Annotated in this window: 15 protein-coding genes; 12 read left to right on the top strand and 3 right to left on the bottom strand. The window is 43.6% G+C overall.

Annotated elements, in window-relative coordinates; all coding sequences use genetic code 11:
- Positions 1 to 29 precede the first annotated feature (29 nt).
- The 6 genes from BR62_RS0115085 to lpdA all read left to right on the top strand — a co-directional run bounded on the left by BR62_RS0115085 (position 30) and on the right by lpdA (position 10,440).
- Positions 30 to 3,881, top strand: coding sequence for an alpha/beta fold hydrolase (locus tag BR62_RS0115085; RefSeq protein WP_032871395.1), 3,852 nt, complete (start codon positions 30 to 32; stop codon positions 3,879 to 3,881).
- 32 nt (positions 3,882 to 3,913) lie between these two features.
- Positions 3,914 to 5,005 (top strand): serine hydrolase domain-containing protein, encoded by a 1,092-nt coding sequence (locus BR62_RS0115090; protein WP_032868035.1) that lies wholly within the window; start codon positions 3,914 to 3,916, stop codon positions 5,003 to 5,005.
- A gap of 469 nt (positions 5,006 to 5,474) precedes the next feature.
- Positions 5,475 to 6,590: a pyruvate dehydrogenase (acetyl-transferring) E1 component subunit alpha gene (gene pdhA / locus BR62_RS0115095; protein WP_007611171.1), complete on the top strand. Its 1,116-nt coding sequence runs from the start codon at positions 5,475 to 5,477 to the stop codon at positions 6,588 to 6,590.
- A gap of 3 nt (positions 6,591 to 6,593) precedes the next feature.
- Positions 6,594 to 7,571 (top strand): pyruvate dehydrogenase complex E1 component subunit beta, encoded by a 978-nt coding sequence (gene pdhB, locus BR62_RS0115100; RefSeq protein ID WP_003154528.1) that lies wholly within the window; start codon positions 6,594 to 6,596, stop codon positions 7,569 to 7,571.
- A gap of 123 nt (positions 7,572 to 7,694) precedes the next feature.
- Positions 7,695 to 9,023, top strand: coding sequence for a pyruvate dehydrogenase complex dihydrolipoyllysine-residue acetyltransferase (gene pdhC, locus BR62_RS0115105; protein ID WP_003154526.1), 1,329 nt, complete (start codon positions 7,695 to 7,697; stop codon positions 9,021 to 9,023).
- A 4-nt stretch (positions 9,024 to 9,027) separates the two neighbouring features.
- Complete coding sequence (gene lpdA / locus BR62_RS0115110) at positions 9,028 to 10,440, top strand: dihydrolipoyl dehydrogenase (RefSeq protein ID WP_007409663.1); 1,413 nt, start codon at positions 9,028 to 9,030, stop codon at positions 10,438 to 10,440.
- A gap of 47 nt (positions 10,441 to 10,487) precedes the next feature.
- Here the strand turns inward: lpdA and BR62_RS0115115 are convergent, their stop codons facing one another.
- The gene (locus BR62_RS0115115; RefSeq protein WP_007409664.1) at positions 10,488 to 10,862 is read right to left on the bottom strand and encodes a hypothetical protein; all 375 of its coding nucleotides are present in this window, start codon (positions 10,860 to 10,862) and stop codon (positions 10,488 to 10,490) included.
- A 248-nt stretch (positions 10,863 to 11,110) separates the two neighbouring features.
- On the opposite strand from BR62_RS0115115, the gene BR62_RS0115120 reads away from it, so the two are divergent.
- Together BR62_RS0115120 and BR62_RS19325 are read left to right on the top strand one after the other, a co-directional pair.
- Positions 11,111 to 11,911, top strand: a complete 801-nt coding sequence (locus tag BR62_RS0115120; RefSeq protein WP_032868032.1) for a polysaccharide deacetylase family protein — start codon at positions 11,111 to 11,113, stop codon at positions 11,909 to 11,911.
- A 113-nt stretch (positions 11,912 to 12,024) separates the two neighbouring features.
- Complete coding sequence (locus BR62_RS19325) at positions 12,025 to 12,144, top strand: GapA-binding peptide SR1P (protein ID WP_003154518.1); 120 nt, start codon at positions 12,025 to 12,027, stop codon at positions 12,142 to 12,144.
- Positions 12,145 to 12,191: 47 nt separating this feature from the next.
- On the opposite strand, the gene BR62_RS0115125 is transcribed toward BR62_RS19325, so the two are convergent.
- Positions 12,192 to 13,664 (bottom strand): aminotransferase class I/II-fold pyridoxal phosphate-dependent enzyme, encoded by a 1,473-nt coding sequence (locus BR62_RS0115125; RefSeq protein ID WP_032871396.1) that lies wholly within the window; start codon positions 13,662 to 13,664, stop codon positions 12,192 to 12,194.
- A 179-nt stretch (positions 13,665 to 13,843) separates the two neighbouring features.
- Here BR62_RS0115125 and BR62_RS0115130 point away from each other — a divergent pair, with 179 nt between their 5' ends.
- Entirely contained in the window at positions 13,844 to 14,110 is a 267-nt protein-coding gene (locus BR62_RS0115130) for a UPF0223 family protein (protein WP_007409667.1), read from the top strand.
- 34 nt (positions 14,111 to 14,144) lie between these two features.
- On the opposite strand, the gene BR62_RS0115135 is transcribed toward BR62_RS0115130, so the two are convergent.
- Positions 14,145 to 14,777, bottom strand: a complete 633-nt coding sequence (locus BR62_RS0115135; RefSeq protein WP_007409668.1) for a DUF1054 domain-containing protein — start codon at positions 14,775 to 14,777, stop codon at positions 14,145 to 14,147.
- Positions 14,778 to 15,013: 236 nt separating this feature from the next.
- Between BR62_RS0115135 and BR62_RS0115140 the strand changes: the two genes are divergently transcribed.
- The 3 genes from BR62_RS0115140 to BR62_RS0115150 all read left to right on the top strand — a co-directional run bounded on the left by BR62_RS0115140 (position 15,014) and on the right by BR62_RS0115150 (position 16,572).
- Positions 15,014 to 15,202, top strand: coding sequence for a hypothetical protein (locus BR62_RS0115140; protein ID WP_003154513.1), 189 nt, complete (start codon positions 15,014 to 15,016; stop codon positions 15,200 to 15,202).
- A 133-nt stretch (positions 15,203 to 15,335) separates the two neighbouring features.
- Complete coding sequence (gene suhB / locus BR62_RS0115145) at positions 15,336 to 16,133, top strand: inositol-1-monophosphatase (RefSeq protein ID WP_007611181.1); 798 nt, start codon at positions 15,336 to 15,338, stop codon at positions 16,131 to 16,133.
- Complete coding sequence (locus tag BR62_RS0115150) at positions 16,120 to 16,572, top strand: GNAT family N-acetyltransferase (RefSeq protein WP_012117478.1); 453 nt, start codon at positions 16,120 to 16,122, stop codon at positions 16,570 to 16,572. Before suhB ends, BR62_RS0115150 begins: the two co-directional genes overlap by 14 nt.
- The last annotated feature ends 4 nt before the right edge of the window (positions 16,573 to 16,576 follow it).

Here is a 16,576-nt window from a genome sequence, read left to right on the forward strand (position 1 = left end):
TTGTAAAAGAAGAAAGGTTGTCGAGTTGCATGAGGTTCAGCGTATTAGTCAAACATGACGATTATATTGTTTCAGACCATGTCCTTCATCAAGTGCGTACGATACCCGGCGTAACGTATCTGGATTTAATAACACGATTTTTAGCTGAGAAAGGGATATCCCCCCGAAGTTTTGAAATCAAACATGTTTTATTCCGTGAACCTGTTGCGACGTCAGTCCATTTTGATAAAAAAGTCACCTTCCAGTTTACGGAACAAGAAAACGGCTGGCTTGTTGAAACAACAAGCAGGAAATGGGTCGCTGAAAAGGCGGAAGGTGAAGCATCAGTCAACTTGCAGGCGGAAATCATACGAAAAAATGCGATAAACGAAAAGACAATTTCAATCGAAGAATTAAAGAAAGGGGCCGTCCGGATTTCGGATGCTGAATCCGCCTATCGTAATTTGCGCAGGGGCGGCCTGATTCATAAAGATTTTATGAAATTGGAAGGTACGGTATATGAAGGTGAAAATTATATTCTGGGAGAGGTCAGTTTAAGCGGACTTTCAAAAGAATATACAGATGACTTTTACATGCATCCCGCATTTTTGGATGGGTCTCTCAGCTTGTTGGGAATCCTTACATCAGACTTGCCGGATGAAGGAACAAATGCGTTTATCCCTATATATATTGAGACATTCCGGGCACTGCATAAAACAACTGGGTCTTGTTTTGTGTATATTAATAAAACCAGTATAACGCAGCCGCCTTCTAAAGACATTTTATATGCGGACATAGAAGTATACAGGCCTGATGGAGTGCTTGCTTTTTATTATGAGCGATTCGGTGTGAAAAGAGTCAGAAATGAAAAATCAATACAAAGGCTGGAGCATTCCCAAAAAGCTAAAGAGGTCGGCAGCGTAGCGAACAATAAAGAAATGATTAGAAATAATTTGATCCAAGAGATAGCCGGCATGATTGAAAAACCTGCTGAAACAGTGAAGAATGATATTTCCTTTTACGAGATGGGCTTGGATTCTAAACAATTATTAGACTTATCCAAAAAATTAGAACTGATGTTAGGTTCAAAGCTGTACCCGACTTTATTATTTGATTACTCCACAATCGGTGAATTGACGGAATTTCTGCAGGAGAAATACGGAGCCGACATTACAGACTCTATCTCTGATACAGTTCAGCACCAAGACAGTCATAAAACATTAACAGATGAGCTGTCATCCATTATTGGAGAGGCTACAAACACACCGCCAAATAAAGCGGACAAACACCAATCTTTTTACGAACTGGGTCTTGACTCAAAACAGCTGCTGCATATATCGAAAATGCTCGAGGAAAGATTGGATACACAATTGTATCCGACATTGCTTTTTGATTATAACAATATTCATGATTTAGCGGCTTATTTAGAAGAAAAATATGATGTGCGTAATACGCCGGCCGCAGCTTTTAAAGAAAAAACGCAAACGAAAGAGCCGTCTGAAAAGCCGGTGCTTGATTCCTTGTATTTACAAAAAGAATGGATAGAATCGCCATTAAAGTCCGGAGAAATACCTAAGGGAAATACATTGATTTTCGATTTCGACAGTTCATTGAGTGATGAAATCCGAAAGTACATCGGCAGTGAAAATGTTATTTATGCGGAAGCCGCCGCTGAATATGAAATGGTAAATGAAAAGCATTATAAATTTAATCCGGAGCAGTCTGCTCATTACTCCAGACTGTTAGAAGATATGAAAAAGTCCGGAGCGTTTCCGGCGTCAATCATTCATTACCTGTCAAAAAAAGCTTATACTGAGGCAGCGTTAGATTTGACTCACAGCTTTTATTCAATCCTTTATTTAAGCAAAGCGTTGATCCGTCAAAAAACAAAAGAAAACATCAACATTTTGTACGTGCATGACAAGGGTCAATATACAAATCCGGTTTACGCCGCGATTGGAGGCTTTTTTAAAACGCTGAATGCGGAGCAGCCGAATATAAAGTGTAAAACGGTTGAGATTTCTTCAAGACAAACCATTGAAAAAGCACCTTTGCTTCTCAATGAATTAAGTGCCGGACATCATCAGGCTGTGAAATATGACGGCGATCAAAAAAGGCGGGTGACAGCATACAAAGACGCTTCGCTGCAACCAGGGCAAAAGGCCGCAAAGTTTGCAAAAAACGGAGTGTATCTCATCATCGGAGGATTAAGCGGCATCGGCTGGATTATTTCAGCGTTTCTTTATGCAAATCACGGAGCCAGCGTTATCATTGCCGGGCGATCGAAAATGACAGCAGACATGGAAGAAAAATTAGACAGCATCCGCTATGACGGGGCAAGCATTTCTTATATCCAGGCTGACATGTCAGATAAGCAGCAGGTCATCAAGTTAGCGGAAAAAATTCATGCTGATTATTCCGAAATCAACGGGGTCATTTACAGTGCAGGCGTGTTAAAAGACTCTCTCATTATGAATAAAACAGACGCGGAAGCTCAAGCGGTGCTGCAATCAAAGGTCAATGGTGTGATTCATTTGGATGAAGCGCTCAGAGATATGCCTTTAGACTTTTTTGTTTTGTTTTCTTCCATCTCCTCAGAAATCGGAAGTCTGGGTCAAGCCGATTACGCCTACGCCAATCGTTTTCTGGAGCATTTTGCCGAGTGGAGGGAATGTATGAGAAAGGCGGGGGGAAGATCAGGAAAAACCATCGCTGTAAATTGGCCTTTCTGGAAAGACGGAGGCATGTCAGTTGATCCCGGCATTCAAGACATTATGAAAACGGAGTACGGACTTCACCCATTAGAAAATACTGCCGGAATCAAAGCTTTTGAACACTCGCTTCTCGGCCAAGGCCACCAGCTGATCGTGTTATACGGAGAAAAAGAAAAAATACAAAACGATTTCAAGCCGTTATCCGTCCGTTCAGCACCGCCTCTGGTAAGAGATTCAGCGATTGCAGCCGATTTTGATGCTTCGTCAGTCGTTACGGGAGAAGCTGAAAGTCCTTTCCGGATACTCGGCACAGCTTCCAATCATCATCTCGACGATTATTTGCACTATTGGAGCAGACTGAAGAAAGGAGCCCTTCAGCACAATCAAAGCGATGCCGCAAAAAAACTCATCGCTTTTTACCAGACAGAAGAAACGGAAACCGTTCATTTTCTGGCAAACACAGAAAATGCCCGGCATATGGAAATATTGATGAGCGGTAAGGGTGAAACAATTTTACTGATTTGCGGTTTTGCTACCACTGCTTACATGTGGAAAGAACAAATGAAGGAGTGGGCAGATCAATTTAATGTAATTGTCATACACACACCGGGTTACGGGCTGAGTGAGGGGAGCGCCGATTTTACACTGAGCGGGCTGGCTCAGACTTTTATCGAAGTGCTGAACGAGATAGGAGTTGCTTGGCCGATCCACATTGCGGCAGCTTCTTGGGGAGGCATGATAGGGCAGAGGATAGCCTATGAATACCCTGAAAAAGTAAAAACGCTCATTCTTTCCGGAAGTTACACCGCATACGAAGAAGACCCTGAAAGCAGTGTCGAGGAAAAACTGAAAAATGATTTTATAGCTATAGGAAAATCACATGAATATGAAAGTTTACACAGTAATCAATTCTTAAATGCTTCTATTGAACGTTTTATGAAGATACATCAACAAGAAGGCTATTCTACAATCGGCTTTTTAAAAGACATTCATACAAGAACGCTTATCCTTACGGGTGAGAAGGAAAGCGTAGTTGATCAGAAAGAAACAAAAAGGCTGCAGAACCTGCTGAGCAATGCAGAATTAAAGAAAATTAAGGGAGCGGGGCATCTTCCGAACATCACACATCCGGAAGAATTTAATAAAGCGGTGTCAGAATTCATCAAGAAATCAGTAAGTAAGGGATGAAAACGATACATACAGTACAGGGGGAGAAAACAATGAAACAAACAATAAGCAATCCGGCATTTGATATGAAACAAATTAACGCTCTTAACGGCCATTATCAGACGATGATAGACAATGGAGATCTGCAATGTGCGAGTTATATGATGTCAAGAGGAGGTGAGGTTTTTGCAGCTGAGTCGTTAGGGGAATTTACCGGCGGACAAAAAGAAAAGCAAACATTTCAGCTTGATACCATCAGAGAAATCGGTTCTTTGACAAAAGTGTTTACCGCTGTAGCAGTCATGCAGCTCGTCGAAAAAGGTTTGCTCGATCTGAAAATGCCGGTCAAGCTCATTTTGCCAGCGTTTGATAAACCGGGTTTCGGAGAAATTAAAATTTTGCACCTTTTGACTCATACGGCGGGATTAAGTTTTGAGCTGGATATTCAAAAGGCTGAAGGCATTGACTTAACGAATGAGGAAGAATGGATAAACTATCTGGTCAGTACGCCTTTGGAGTACGGAGTGGATGAAGCATGGAACTATTCCAGAACCGGCTTTGTTATACTTGGCATCATTATTTCAAAAGTAACAGGCGTATCCTACGAACAGTATGTAACAAAGCATATTATTGAAGCGCTCGGATTAGAAAGAACGTATTTTTATGTGCCTGATACTTTAAAAGAAGAAGTTTGTGTGATCAATGAGCACGAGTGCGTACAGCTGGAAAAAAGTCATCACCCGTATTTTCCGAATAAAGCGACAAGCGGTCTGTACTCTTCATTGCGAGATATTTGGAAGTTAGCTGAAATGTTTAGAAATAAAGGCAGATTGAAAGATAAGAAGCTGCTTGGAAGAAAAACAGTCGAGGCGATGCTGAGAAATCAAATAAAGCCCGGTCTTCCTTTTTACTTCTTCGGAGCGCCCAGAGAGGAAGGCGGCTTTGGTTTAGGCATTAATTTGTGGCCGGCCGGTGACCATTATTTCATGACAGAAGGAACCTTCTCACATCTTGGAATGGGGTGGTGCGGCATGTTTTCTGATCCAGCCGAAGATTTTACGTATGTATTTTTCACTCCGATTTCCGAGTTTCATCCTCATGCCGTGCTGACGCCGCTGAATATCGTGTGGGCGGGTATTGAATAATTGACAAAAGCGTCGTCCCGTCTGTTCGGCAGGCGGGACGATTGCTAACTGCCCGTTTTTATCCCGCGGCATCTTTTCAAAGCCTGACCCGAAGTTAAATAACTTAATTTACTCTTTGTAATTTTTTTTAATTATAGTACAGTAGAGCATTTTTATAATACAGTTTAAAGTCTTTTATAGTACAGTTTGGTGCAATATGATCTTATGTTTTATAAGCGGTTTCAAAATGAAGTTATAAATAATTGACGGCTTTGTTTAATTACTGTAAACTATGGTTGTTGATCATATTGTACTAATAAAAAATCTTTTTTTATTAGTACAGTTTAAACGTCATTATCTTTGCTTAAGCGCTATGTGAATTTCTGAATGATTAATTTTAGAATTGCAGAGCATGATAAGACTGTTTTTAATACGGATGGCTAAACGGTATCCTAACCCTGTTAAATCAAAAGAAGAGGTGGTTTAAAAAATGGCTGCAAAGACAAAAACTTCAATTGTTGATAGCAAAAAACAATTTGATGCTATTCATAAGCAGTTTGAAACGTTCCAAATTTTAAATGCTGAAGGAGAAGTCGTAAATAAAGACGCAATGCCTGATCTTTCAGATGATCAGTTAAAGGAATTAATGAGAAGAATGGTGTATATCCGCATTTTAGACCAGCGTTCAATTTCTCTTTCCCGTCAAGGACGTTTAGGTTTCTATGCACCGACAGCGGGCCAGGAAGCTTCACAAATTGCATCACACTTCGCGCTTGAACAGGACGACTTTATCCTTCCGGGTTATCGTGACGTTCCTCAGCTGATTTGGCACGGTCTTCCTTTACACCAGGCATTCCTGTTCTCAAGAGGCCATTTTAAAGGTAATCAGATGCCTGAGGGAGTAAATGCTTTATCACCTCAAATTATTATTGGTGCTCAAATTATCCAAACCGCAGGTGTAGCTTTAGGTCTTAAAAAGCGCGGTAAAAAAGCGGTAGCTATTACTTACACTGGTGACGGCGGAGCTTCTCAAGGTGACTTCTATGAAGGAATGAACTTTGCCGGAGCATTTAAAGCGCCAGCGATCTTCGTTGTTCAGAATAACCGCTATGCGATTTCAACTCCTGTAGAAAAGCAATCATCCGCACAGACAATTGCCCAAAAAGCAGTTGCCGTCGGTATTACAGGTGTTCAAGTAGACGGAATGGATGCACTAGCCGTTTATGCTGCAACCGCAGAAGCACGCCAGCGCGCAATTAACGGTGAAGGTCCGACTCTGATTGAAACTCTTACATTCCGTTACGGACCTCATACAATGTCCGGTGACGATCCGACTAAATATCGTACGAAAGAAATAGAAAATGAATGGGAGCAAAAAGACCCGCTCGTACGTTTCCGCAAGTTCTTGGAAAACAAAGGACTATGGTCTGAAGAAGAAGAGAACAAAGTGATTGAACAGGCCAAAGAAGAAATCAAACAAGCTATCAAAAAGGCTGACGGCGAATCAAAACCGAAAGTAACAGAGCTGATTGAGAATATGTTTGAAGAGCCGACGTTCAACTTGAAAGAACAACTTGAAATTTACAAAGCGAAGGAGTCGAAGTAAGCCATGGCGCAAATGACAATGATTCAAGCGATCACTGATGCGTTACGCACAGAACTGAAAAACAATGAAAACGTTCTGCTTTTCGGGGAAGATGTAGGCGTTGCCGGAGGCGTATTCCGTGCAACTGAAGGCCTTCAAAAAGAATTCGGTGAGGACCGCGTATTTGACACGCCGCTTGCTGAATCCGGTATCGGCGGTCTCGCTCTCGGTTTAGGCCTGCAAGATTACCGTCCTGTTATGGAAATCCAATTCTTCGGATTCGTATATGAAGTAATGGATTCAATTTCAGGACAAATGGCTCGTCTCCGCTACCGTTCCGGCGGACGCTGGACTTCTCCGGTGACAATCCGTTCTCCATTCGGCGGAGGGGTTCATACACCTGAACTTCACGCTGACAGTTTGGAAGGCCTTATCGCTCAGCAGCCGGGTATTAAAGTTGTTATCCCATCCACTCCTTACGATGCAAAAGGACTGTTGATTGCCTCTATCAGAGACAATGATCCGGTTGTTTTCTTAGAGCATATGAAACTTTACCGTTCTTTCCGTCAGGAAGTTCCTGAGGAGGAATACACAATCGAGCTAGGCAAAGCTGATGTGAAACGCGAAGGTACTGACCTTTCTATCATCACATACGGCGCGATGGTTCATGAGTCGCTTAAGGCTGCTGAAGAGCTTGAAAAAGAAGGCGTTTCTGCTGAAGTTATCGACCTTCGCACTGTAAGTCCGCTTGATATTGATACGATTATTGCTTCTGTTGAAAAAACAGGCCGCGCAATTGTCGTGCAAGAAGCTCAAAAACAAGCCGGCATCGCTGCCAACGTTGTAGCTGAAATCAATGACCGCGCGATTCTGAGCCTGGAAGCTCCGGTTCTGCGTGTTGCGGCGCCTGATACAGTATTTCCTTTCTCGCTTGCTGAGAGCGTATGGCTTCCAAACCATAAAGACGTTCTTGAAACTGCGAAAAAAGTTCTTGAATTTTAATCAGGCATCATAAAAGACGGTAAAGAGAGTCCTTTTCTCTTATATGAAGGAGTCTGTTTACTAGGTTCAATGCTTGCGAATGCATAACTAAAATTTGCTTAATCAACTAGGAGGTCGAAAACTGTGGCATTTGAATTTAAACTTCCGGATATCGGGGAAGGTATCCACGAAGGCGAAATCGTAAAATGGTTTGTTAAGCCGAACGACGAGGTAGAAGAAGACGATGTTCTGGCTGAAGTGCAAAATGATAAAGCAGTGGTAGAAATTCCTTCACCTGTTAAAGGAAAAGTATTAGAATTAAAAGTTGAAGAGGGAACAGTTGCAACTGTTGGACAAACGATTATTACGTTTGACGCACCTGGTTACGAAGATCTTCAATTTAAAGGAAGCCATGATTCAGGAGAGGCGAAAACTGAGGCTCAAGTTCAGTCGTCTGCTGAAGCAGGGCAGGATATCTCTAAAGAAGAGACTCCTAAAGAGCCTGCAAAAGAAACCGGCGCAGGACAGCAGGACCAAGCGGAAGCTGATCCGAACAAACGCGTGATCGCCATGCCTTCCGTACGCAAATATGCCCGTGAAAAAGGCGTGGATATCCGTAAAGTAACAGGTTCAGGCAATAACGGACGTGTTGTAAAAGAAGATATCGACAGCTTTGCAAATGGAGGAGCGGCTCAAGAAGCGGCACCGCAAGAAACAGCTGCACCTCAGGAAACAGCTAAACCTGCAGCGGCTCAGGCTCCTGAAGGCGAATTCCCTGAAACACGCGAAAAAATGAGCGGTATCCGTAAAGCGATCGCGAAAGCAATGGTGAACTCTAAGCATACTGCACCGCACGTAACTCTTATGGATGAAGTTGACGTAACAAATCTTGTTGCTCACCGCAAACAGTTCAAACAAGTTGCTGCTGATCAAGGCATCAAGCTGACTTATCTGCCTTACGTCGTCAAAGCATTAACATCCGCTTTGAAAAAATTCCCTGTTTTAAACACATCTATTGATGATAAAACAGATGAAGTGATCCAAAAACATTACTTCAACATCGGAATTGCAGCGGATACCGAAAAAGGCCTGCTTGTGCCGGTAGTGAAAAATGCCGACCGTAAAGCCGTTTTCGAAATCTCTGATGAAATCAACAGCCTTGCTACAAAAGCGCGTGAAGGCAAGCTTGCACCTGCGGAAATGAAAGGCGCTTCTTGCACGATCACAAATATCGGTTCTGCCGGAGGCCAATGGTTCACACCGGTTATCAACCATCCAGAGGTTGCGATTCTCGGTATCGGCCGTATTGCTGAAAAAGCGATCGTCCGTGACGGTGAAATTGTAGCTGCTCCTGTCTTAGCTCTTTCTCTCAGCTTTGACCACCGTATGATTGACGGAGCAACTGCACAAAATGCGTTAAACCACATCAAGCGTTTACTGAACGATCCACAACTTATTTTAATGGAGGCGTAATGTTATGGTAGTAGGAGATTTCCCTATTGAAACAGATACTCTTGTGATTGGTGCGGGACCCGGCGGCTATGTAGCTGCCATCCGCGCTGCTCAGCTTGGACAAAAAGTAACAGTCGTTGAAAAAGCAACTCTTGGAGGCGTTTGTCTGAACGTCGGCTGTATTCCTTCAAAAGCGCTCATCAATGCAGGCCATCGTTACGAGAATGCAAAACATTCAGATGACATGGGGATCACTGCTGAGAACGTAACGGTTGACTTTACAAAAGTCCAAGAATGGAAAGCTTCTGTTGTAAATAAGCTTACCGGCGGTGTTGCAGGTCTTTTAAAAGGAAATAAAGTGGACGTTATAAAAGGGGAAGCTTATTTCGTAGACAGCAACTCTGTCCGCGTAATGGATGAGAACTCTGCGCAAACATACACATTTAAAAACGCAATCATTGCTACCGGTTCTCGCCCTATCGAATTGCCAAACTTCAAATATAGCGAACGCGTTCTGAACTCTACAGGCGCACTTGCGCTTAAAGAAATTCCGAAAAAGCTCGTTGTTATCGGCGGCGGATATATCGGTACTGAGCTTGGAACAGCGTATGCGAACTTCGGAACTGAATTGGTTATTTTAGAAGGCGGAGATGAAATTCTTCCTGGCTTCGAAAAACAAATGAGTTCTCTTGTTACCCGCAGACTGAAGAAAAAAGGCAACGTAGAAATCCATACAAGCGCCATGGCTAAAGGCGTTGAGGAAAGACCTGACGGCGTAACGGTTACATTCGAAGTAAAAGGCGAAGAAAAAACGGTTGATGCTGATTACGTATTAATCACTGTCGGACGCCGTCCGAACACTGATGAGCTCGGCCTTGAGCAAGTCGGTATCGAAATGACTGACCGCGGTGTCATTAAAACAGACAAGCAGTGCCGCACAAACGTACCGAACATTTACGCAATCGGTGACATCATTGACGGACCTCCGTTGGCTCACAAAGCGTCTTACGAAGGTAAAATCGCTGCCGAAGCTATTTCAGGAGAGCCGGCTGAAATCGATTACCTCGGTATTCCGGCGGTTGTATTCTCTGAGCCTGAACTGGCTTCTGTCGGTTACACTGAAGCACAGGCGAAAGAAGAAGGCATTGAAGTCGTTGCAGCTAAGTTCCCGTTTGCAGCAAACGGACGTGCGCTGTCTCTTAACGAAACTGACGGCTTCATGAAACTGATCACTCGTAAAGAAGACGGTCTTGTAATCGGTGCGCAAATTGCCGGCGCAAGCGCTTCTGACATGATTTCTGAATTGAGCCTGGCGATCGAAGGCGGAATGACTGCTGAAGATATCGCAATGACAATTCACGCTCACCCGACATTGGGCGAAATCACTATGGAAGCTGCCGAAGTAGCAATCGGAAGCCCGATCCATATCGTGAAATAATAATGTAACAAAGAAACAGCCCCCGTTTGTAAAAGCGGGGGCTGTTTTTATTGTGCAAGCACATGCTGCATAGGTTTGATGATATCCTCTTTTTTCTTTACGGATCCCTCAATCTTCATGACCACATGCCGATGATTGATCACCATCAGCGCAGGGAACGTGTTGATTTCCTCTTCCCATCCCTTTCTGTTGTCATAAACCTTCATTTGATCGACATGATGGGGATATTTCTTTTCTAAATCAAGGATCGCATCGTAATAAGGCACTTCTTTATCTATATGATTTTCATCGGAAAAAAACAAGATTTGAGTGTGATGAATGCTGTCGATCCGGTTTTTTGTGAATGGACTGACAGTAGAAACCGAACAGCTTGACAGAACGAACAGCATCAAAAAAAAGGGAATCACCGTACGGTAGCGCATCTATCTTACTCCTCTGTTTTATATAATATATGGGTTCATCCATTTATAAGGACTATATCAAGTGTATCACGAGAGGTGAAAAACCTAAGGCTTGTTACTGAATTGTTATATAATTGAAACCGTTTTTAATGAAGAAATAATACGTGTGACAACTTGCGCAGCCGATGTGTAAAAAAGGCACATTGTTTTTCGTGAGAGCGCTGTTTTTTCGTTATACTGGGAGCAAAACCATATCAGGAGGGATTGTCATGTATAAAGCCGCTGCAGCTGTCATATGTATGTGCTTACTCGCCGGCTGCCAATCAAATGAAAAGATGCAAACAAACAAACCCCATTCTCAAGCCGCGGCCAATCATGCCAAACGGGAAAACCACCATACAAAAGAGGAAAAACAGAAAAAACAGAAGGCGGAGCCCCGTTACTATATCAATCCGAAAAGCTTTGCTGTGGAAAAAATGGATGAACAGAAAGAGAAAAAACCGATCGCATTGGTAACGATCGATGACGCGCCTGATCAGCATGCCGCTGAGATTGCGGACAAACTGCACGATCTCAATGCGTCAGCGATCTTTTTTGTAAACGGACATTTTTTGAAAAAAGATGAAAATAAGAAAGCGCTTAAGCATATTCATGAGTTAGGTTTTATGATCGGTAATCATACAATGACTCATCAAAACTTAAAAGATCTTTCCGAACAAAAACAACGGGAAGAAATCATTGGCGTCAATAAAGCGGTTGAAAAGGTAATAGGAGAGAAACCCGCATTTTTCAGGGCGCCTTTCGGAAGCAATACGGACTACAGTGACAGACTTATAAAAAAAGAAGGTATGGTGAAAATGAACTGGACCTTCGGGTATGATTGGGATCAGAAATATCAATCCAAAAAAGCGCTTACCGATATCACACTGAACAGTCCTTATCTGCGGGACGGGGCCAACATATTGATGCATGACCGGAAATGGACGGCGGAAGCCATGCCGGACATTGTAAAAGGATTGCGTCATAAAGGATATACTGTGATTGACCCTCGAGCTATAAAAAGACCGTAAAAAATAAATGTGTTATACAATTTATCAGTTGACATATTAAATGTGACATAATAATATAATAACAACAAGTGAAAATTAAGCGTTTTCAAATTCTGAGAAATGGGGAATGACAGATGGGTACAATTGTTTGCCAAGACTGTAACGAAGCGATTCATTACTTTGAGGATGAGAAGGTCACGACGTTATACGGAACATGCTGCGGACAATGCCAGTGTCATCTTGAAGAAGAGTAAAAAGCGTAAAAAGGCCCGAAACGATTTCGTTTCGGGCTTCTTTATGTTTATTGGATGGCTTTTTGCTCTTTGATGACTCTGATCATTTCAAGCGTTGCATCTTCGGGACCCTGCACAGGAAGGCCGGCGTCCAAGTTTTTAAAAATGTAGCTGATATTTTCTTCAGTAATGATCTCACCCGGAATAAAGATCGGAATTCCCGGCGGGTACACCATGACAAACTCTGCGATGATCCGTCCCGCGGATTCTTTTAACGGAATGACTTCCGTATTTGCGTAAAACGCGTCTCTTGGCGTCATCGCTAACAGAGGAATTTCAGGAAGCAGAACTTCGGTTTGCTGATGAGCATAGTCATTGGCGGAAGCCTGTTTTGAAATGTCTGTAAGCGCGCTTACAAGACGGTCGGCATCTCCCGCTCTGTCGCCGGGGGTGAAAATACATAAAATATTATACAAATCGGACAGCTCGACTTCGATATTATATGATTCGCGGAGCCATTTTTCAACGTCATGACCCGTCAGTCCGAGGTTTTTGACCGAAATGATTAATTTAGTCGGATCATAACTGAATGCAGCTTTAGACCCTGTGATTTCTTCGCCGACACAGCGGATGCCTTCAATTTGATTGAGGCGTTTCCGTGTCTGATCCGCCAGCAGAATCGTATCTTCAAGAAGGTCGCGGCCTTCTGTAGCGAGGCGTTTTCTTGCGACATCCAGTGAAGCGAGAAGCAGATAGGATGTTGACGTTGTCGTCAGCATGCTTAAAATCGACTGTACTCTTTCTTTGGAAACAAGACCTTCTCTCACATTTAAAATGGAGCTCTGCGTCAGGGAGCCTCCCAATTTGTGCACGCTTGTGGCTGCCATATCAGCGCCCGCCTGCATGGCGGACAGAGGAAGCTTATCATGAAAATGAATATGCACGCCGTGCGCTTCATCGACAAGCACAGGCACATCGAAAGAATGGGCGAGCTTTACAATGCTGCTCAAGTCAGCTGCCACACCGAAGTACGTCGGATTTATGACAAGCAGGCCTTTTGCGTCAGGGTGCTCCGTCAAAGCCCGCTCGGCGGACTCAAGCGTAATGCCGTGAGAAATTCCGAGCTCATCGTCAATTTCCGGGTGAATAAAAATCGGCACCGCTCCGGAAAATACAATGGCCGACATAATGGATTTATGAACGTTTCTCGGGATGATGATTTTATCTCCGGGTCCGCATACGGCCATGACCATCGTCATAATGGCGCCGCTCGTCCCTTGTACGGAAAAGAAGGTATGGTCTGCGCCGAATGCTCGAGCGGCCAGATCCTGGGCTTCTTTAATGATGCCCTTTGGCGCATGTAAATCATCCAGGGGCTCGATATTAATTAAATCTATGCTTAACGCGTTTTCTCCGATAAATTGTCTGAATTCCGGATCCATTCCCGCGCCTTTTTTATGGCCCGGAATGTGGAATTGGACAGGCTGTCTGTCCGCGTGCTTTTTCAGTCCGCTGTACAGGGGTGTTTCATGTTGCGGCAATTGTTTTCCCACCTTTATCATAATACCTACGGATTAGTTTGTATTACATTCAGTTTTATTACCCGTTTTTTAAACGTAAAACAAATGAATTATATTATGAACTTGAAAGAAAGTAAAGAACAATTTATGATCTATGGAAGATGCTTATTTTGAGCATGATTATAAAGGAGTGAAGACATTTGGAATATCAATATCCGATGAATGAGGACTGGACGACAGAGGAGGCCGTGGATGTCATTGCTTTTTTTCAGCAGGTGGAAAACGCCTATGAAAAAGGAGCTGACCGAGACAGACTTCTGAATGCGTACCGCCGCTTTAAAGAAATCGTTCCCGGGAAAGCGGAGGAAAAGAAAATCTGCAGCCAATTTGAAGCTGACAGCACCTATTCCCCGTATCGGACTGTGAAACAGGCGAAACAATCAGATCAAGCGATTATCAAAATGTAGACAAAGCGAGCCGGCAATCGGCCCGCTTTTTATGTTATGAGACTTTCTGAGTCAGTGTGTATAAAAAGGAAAGCTTCCTAAAAGCATCTTCAATGGTTTGCAGGAATTCATTGTTGTTCATGTTGATCACGTCTTCTTTTTGCAGCTGAATGCCGCACAAAAGCTCTGCTTTTTTCACTGTCTGCAGGCGTTCAAATAATGTTTTCAGCTGCTCCTGATCCATGTCGGACTGCTTGTACGCCCCTGGCTTCGTATGATCCGGCGACCATACAAAATGACCGGGAATCTGTTTTGTGATGTCCTCCTGCTTCGCTTCCAGCAATCTGCCGTATTCCTCTTTTATCGGAGATTCATAAATGATGGCAAACCATACAAACATATGGGTGTCCCATAAACCGATCTGAAAGTGAGGGAGTTTCTTATACCCGCGTTTGCTGTTGGCAAAGGCAACCCAGCTGTCAGCCGGCGGGTTGACAGATCTTCTCGCGTGCTTGGCGACATGCGGGAACATTTCATCGCCTGTCAATGCTGACAATGTCGGTGCGAAATGCTCTCCTAACAAGGTCAGCTTCGGACGGACTTGTTCTTTTAACACCTCCATGCGCGGATCTAAACCTTCTATTGTAAATGTATCGAAGTCTTCTTTTGTAAAACGCATCTGAGTCATCTTTTTCCTCCTTATCGTAAGTATTCATATTTTACCACAGCCGCCGCCGGCCGCAAAAACATTGAGAACGTTTGAGCCGAGAGGATTGGTGGTAAAAAACGAATAGGTAAACACACAATTTTAAGAATGTTGTTACAGCCGAATATAAGTTTCCATACGATATAAGAAGTATCATTAATAAATTGGAAAAATGGGATGCTTTTTTAACAAATGATCTCTGGAAGGGGCGAAAGACAATGAGGCAAGTGGTGAAGGAAGGATTCAGGGAGGAAAAAAATAACCGTGTAGCTGTCTGGAGACTAGAGGTTGATTATGAATTGGCAACCCTGTATGAGGCCATGCAAAAAGAGAATGAAGATCAAATCGATCTCAGCAAAAGAAAACTGGAACGTCTCAGAAAAGAATGGATTCGGCTTAACGGATAAAGAATAGTAAAAACGAACCGCAGGAAATGGTTCGTTTTTACGTGAGAAGGCATTTTTTTCATTTTCCTTGCTTTTTCATCGCCTTTATCAGTATGCTATAGAATAAGCTATACATAGAAAAGAGGTACACGGTATGACAAATTGGACGGAAATTGATGATATCGCAAAAAAATGGGTAAAAGAAGCCGGAACGAGAATCAGACAATCCATGCAGGAAAGCTTGACGATTGAAACAAAATCAAATCCGAATGATTTAGTCACAAATATTGATAAAGAGACGGAACGCTTTTTCATTGACCGTATACAGGGAACTTTTCCCGGACACCGGATTCTCGGAGAAGAAGGGCAGGGAGATAAGCTCCGCTCCCTTGACGGAATCGTCTGGATCATTGATCCGATTGACGGAACGATGAATTTTGTCCATCAAAAGCGGCATTTCGCGATCTCCATCGGCATCTTTGAAGACGGAAAAGGCAAAATCGGCTTAATTTATGATGTGATGCAGGACGAACTGTATCACGCATTCAGCGGAAAAGGGGCTTATCTGAACGACACGCCGCTTGCTCCTTTAAAAGAAGCTTCCATTGAAGAAGCCATTATTGCAATCAATGCCACATGGGTGACGGAAAACAGAAGGATTGACCCGAGTATTTTGGCGCCGCTCGTAAAACGGGTCAGAGGAACGCGTTCCTACGGTTCGGCGGCACTTGAGCTGGCCAGTGTTGCGGCCGGCCGCATTGACGCATACATTACGATGAGGCTCGCGCCGTGGGATTACGCTGCCGGCTGCGTGCTGCTGAACGAAGTCGGGGGCATTTACACGACCACAGACGGCGAACCGTTTACGTTTTTAGACAACCACAGCGTGCTTGCGGGCAATCCGGCAATACATAAAATTATCTTTGACGACTATTTACATGCTGACAGGTAGAGATTTTGAAGAAGAAGATCTCGGGTTTCTGGAGCAGCTGGCGGCTGCACACCCGGTGTGGAAAAACGAAGAGTTCGGAACAAAAAATGCGGCGGAGTTTATGCTTGCATACTCCATGTACAATGGAACGTGGCTCGTATGGGAGATTGACGGCGCTCCTGCCGCCGTCAGTTTTCATTTGGAATGGGCGCCTTCAAACGGAAAACCGTGGCTCGGAACCGTGGCCGTCGCTCCGGAGGCAAAAGAGAAAGGAATCGGACGCGCGGTCATTGAAGAGATTGCGGGCCGGCTGAGAGGAGAGCATAAAGCGATGTTTTCAGCCGTTCCCCTGGACAGGCAGGAATGGGTTTTGTTTTTAAGCCAATGCGGCTTTGAACAGCTTAAGCTTGAAAAAGACGATCGGGAAAAGACATATATGATCATGGTGAAGCCATTGTGAAATG

It is taken from the genome of Bacillus sp. UNC69MF (genome assembly GCF_000746035.1).
Classification (GTDB): Bacteria; Bacillota; Bacilli; order Bacillales; family Bacillaceae; genus Bacillus; species Bacillus velezensis.

Coding starts and splice junctions, on each gene's coding strand:
- BR62_RS0115090 (WP_032868035.1), top strand. CDS start 3,914: ATGAAACAAACAATAAGCAATCCGGCATTTGATATGAAACAAATTAAC.
- suhB (WP_007611181.1), top strand. CDS start 15,336: ATGACAAATTGGACGGAAATTGATGATATCGCAAAAAAATGGGTAAAA.
- BR62_RS0115140 (WP_003154513.1), top strand. CDS start 15,014: ATGAGGCAAGTGGTGAAGGAAGGATTCAGGGAGGAAAAAAATAACCGT.
- BR62_RS0115150 (WP_012117478.1), top strand. CDS start 16,120: ATGCTGACAGGTAGAGATTTTGAAGAAGAAGATCTCGGGTTTCTGGAG.
- BR62_RS0115115 (WP_007409664.1), bottom strand. CDS start 10,862: ATGCGCTACCGTACGGTGATTCCCTTTTTTTTGATGCTGTTCGTTCTG.
- BR62_RS0115120 (WP_032868032.1), top strand. CDS start 11,111: ATGTATAAAGCCGCTGCAGCTGTCATATGTATGTGCTTACTCGCCGGC.
- BR62_RS0115085 (WP_032871395.1), top strand. CDS start 30: ATGAGGTTCAGCGTATTAGTCAAACATGACGATTATATTGTTTCAGAC.
- lpdA (WP_007409663.1), top strand. CDS start 9,028: ATGGTAGTAGGAGATTTCCCTATTGAAACAGATACTCTTGTGATTGGT.
- pdhA (WP_007611171.1), top strand. CDS start 5,475: ATGGCTGCAAAGACAAAAACTTCAATTGTTGATAGCAAAAAACAATTT.
- BR62_RS19325 (WP_003154518.1), top strand. CDS start 12,025: ATGGGTACAATTGTTTGCCAAGACTGTAACGAAGCGATTCATTACTTT.
- pdhB (WP_003154528.1), top strand. CDS start 6,594: ATGGCGCAAATGACAATGATTCAAGCGATCACTGATGCGTTACGCACA.
- BR62_RS0115135 (WP_007409668.1), bottom strand. CDS start 14,777: ATGACTCAGATGCGTTTTACAAAAGAAGACTTCGATACATTTACAATA.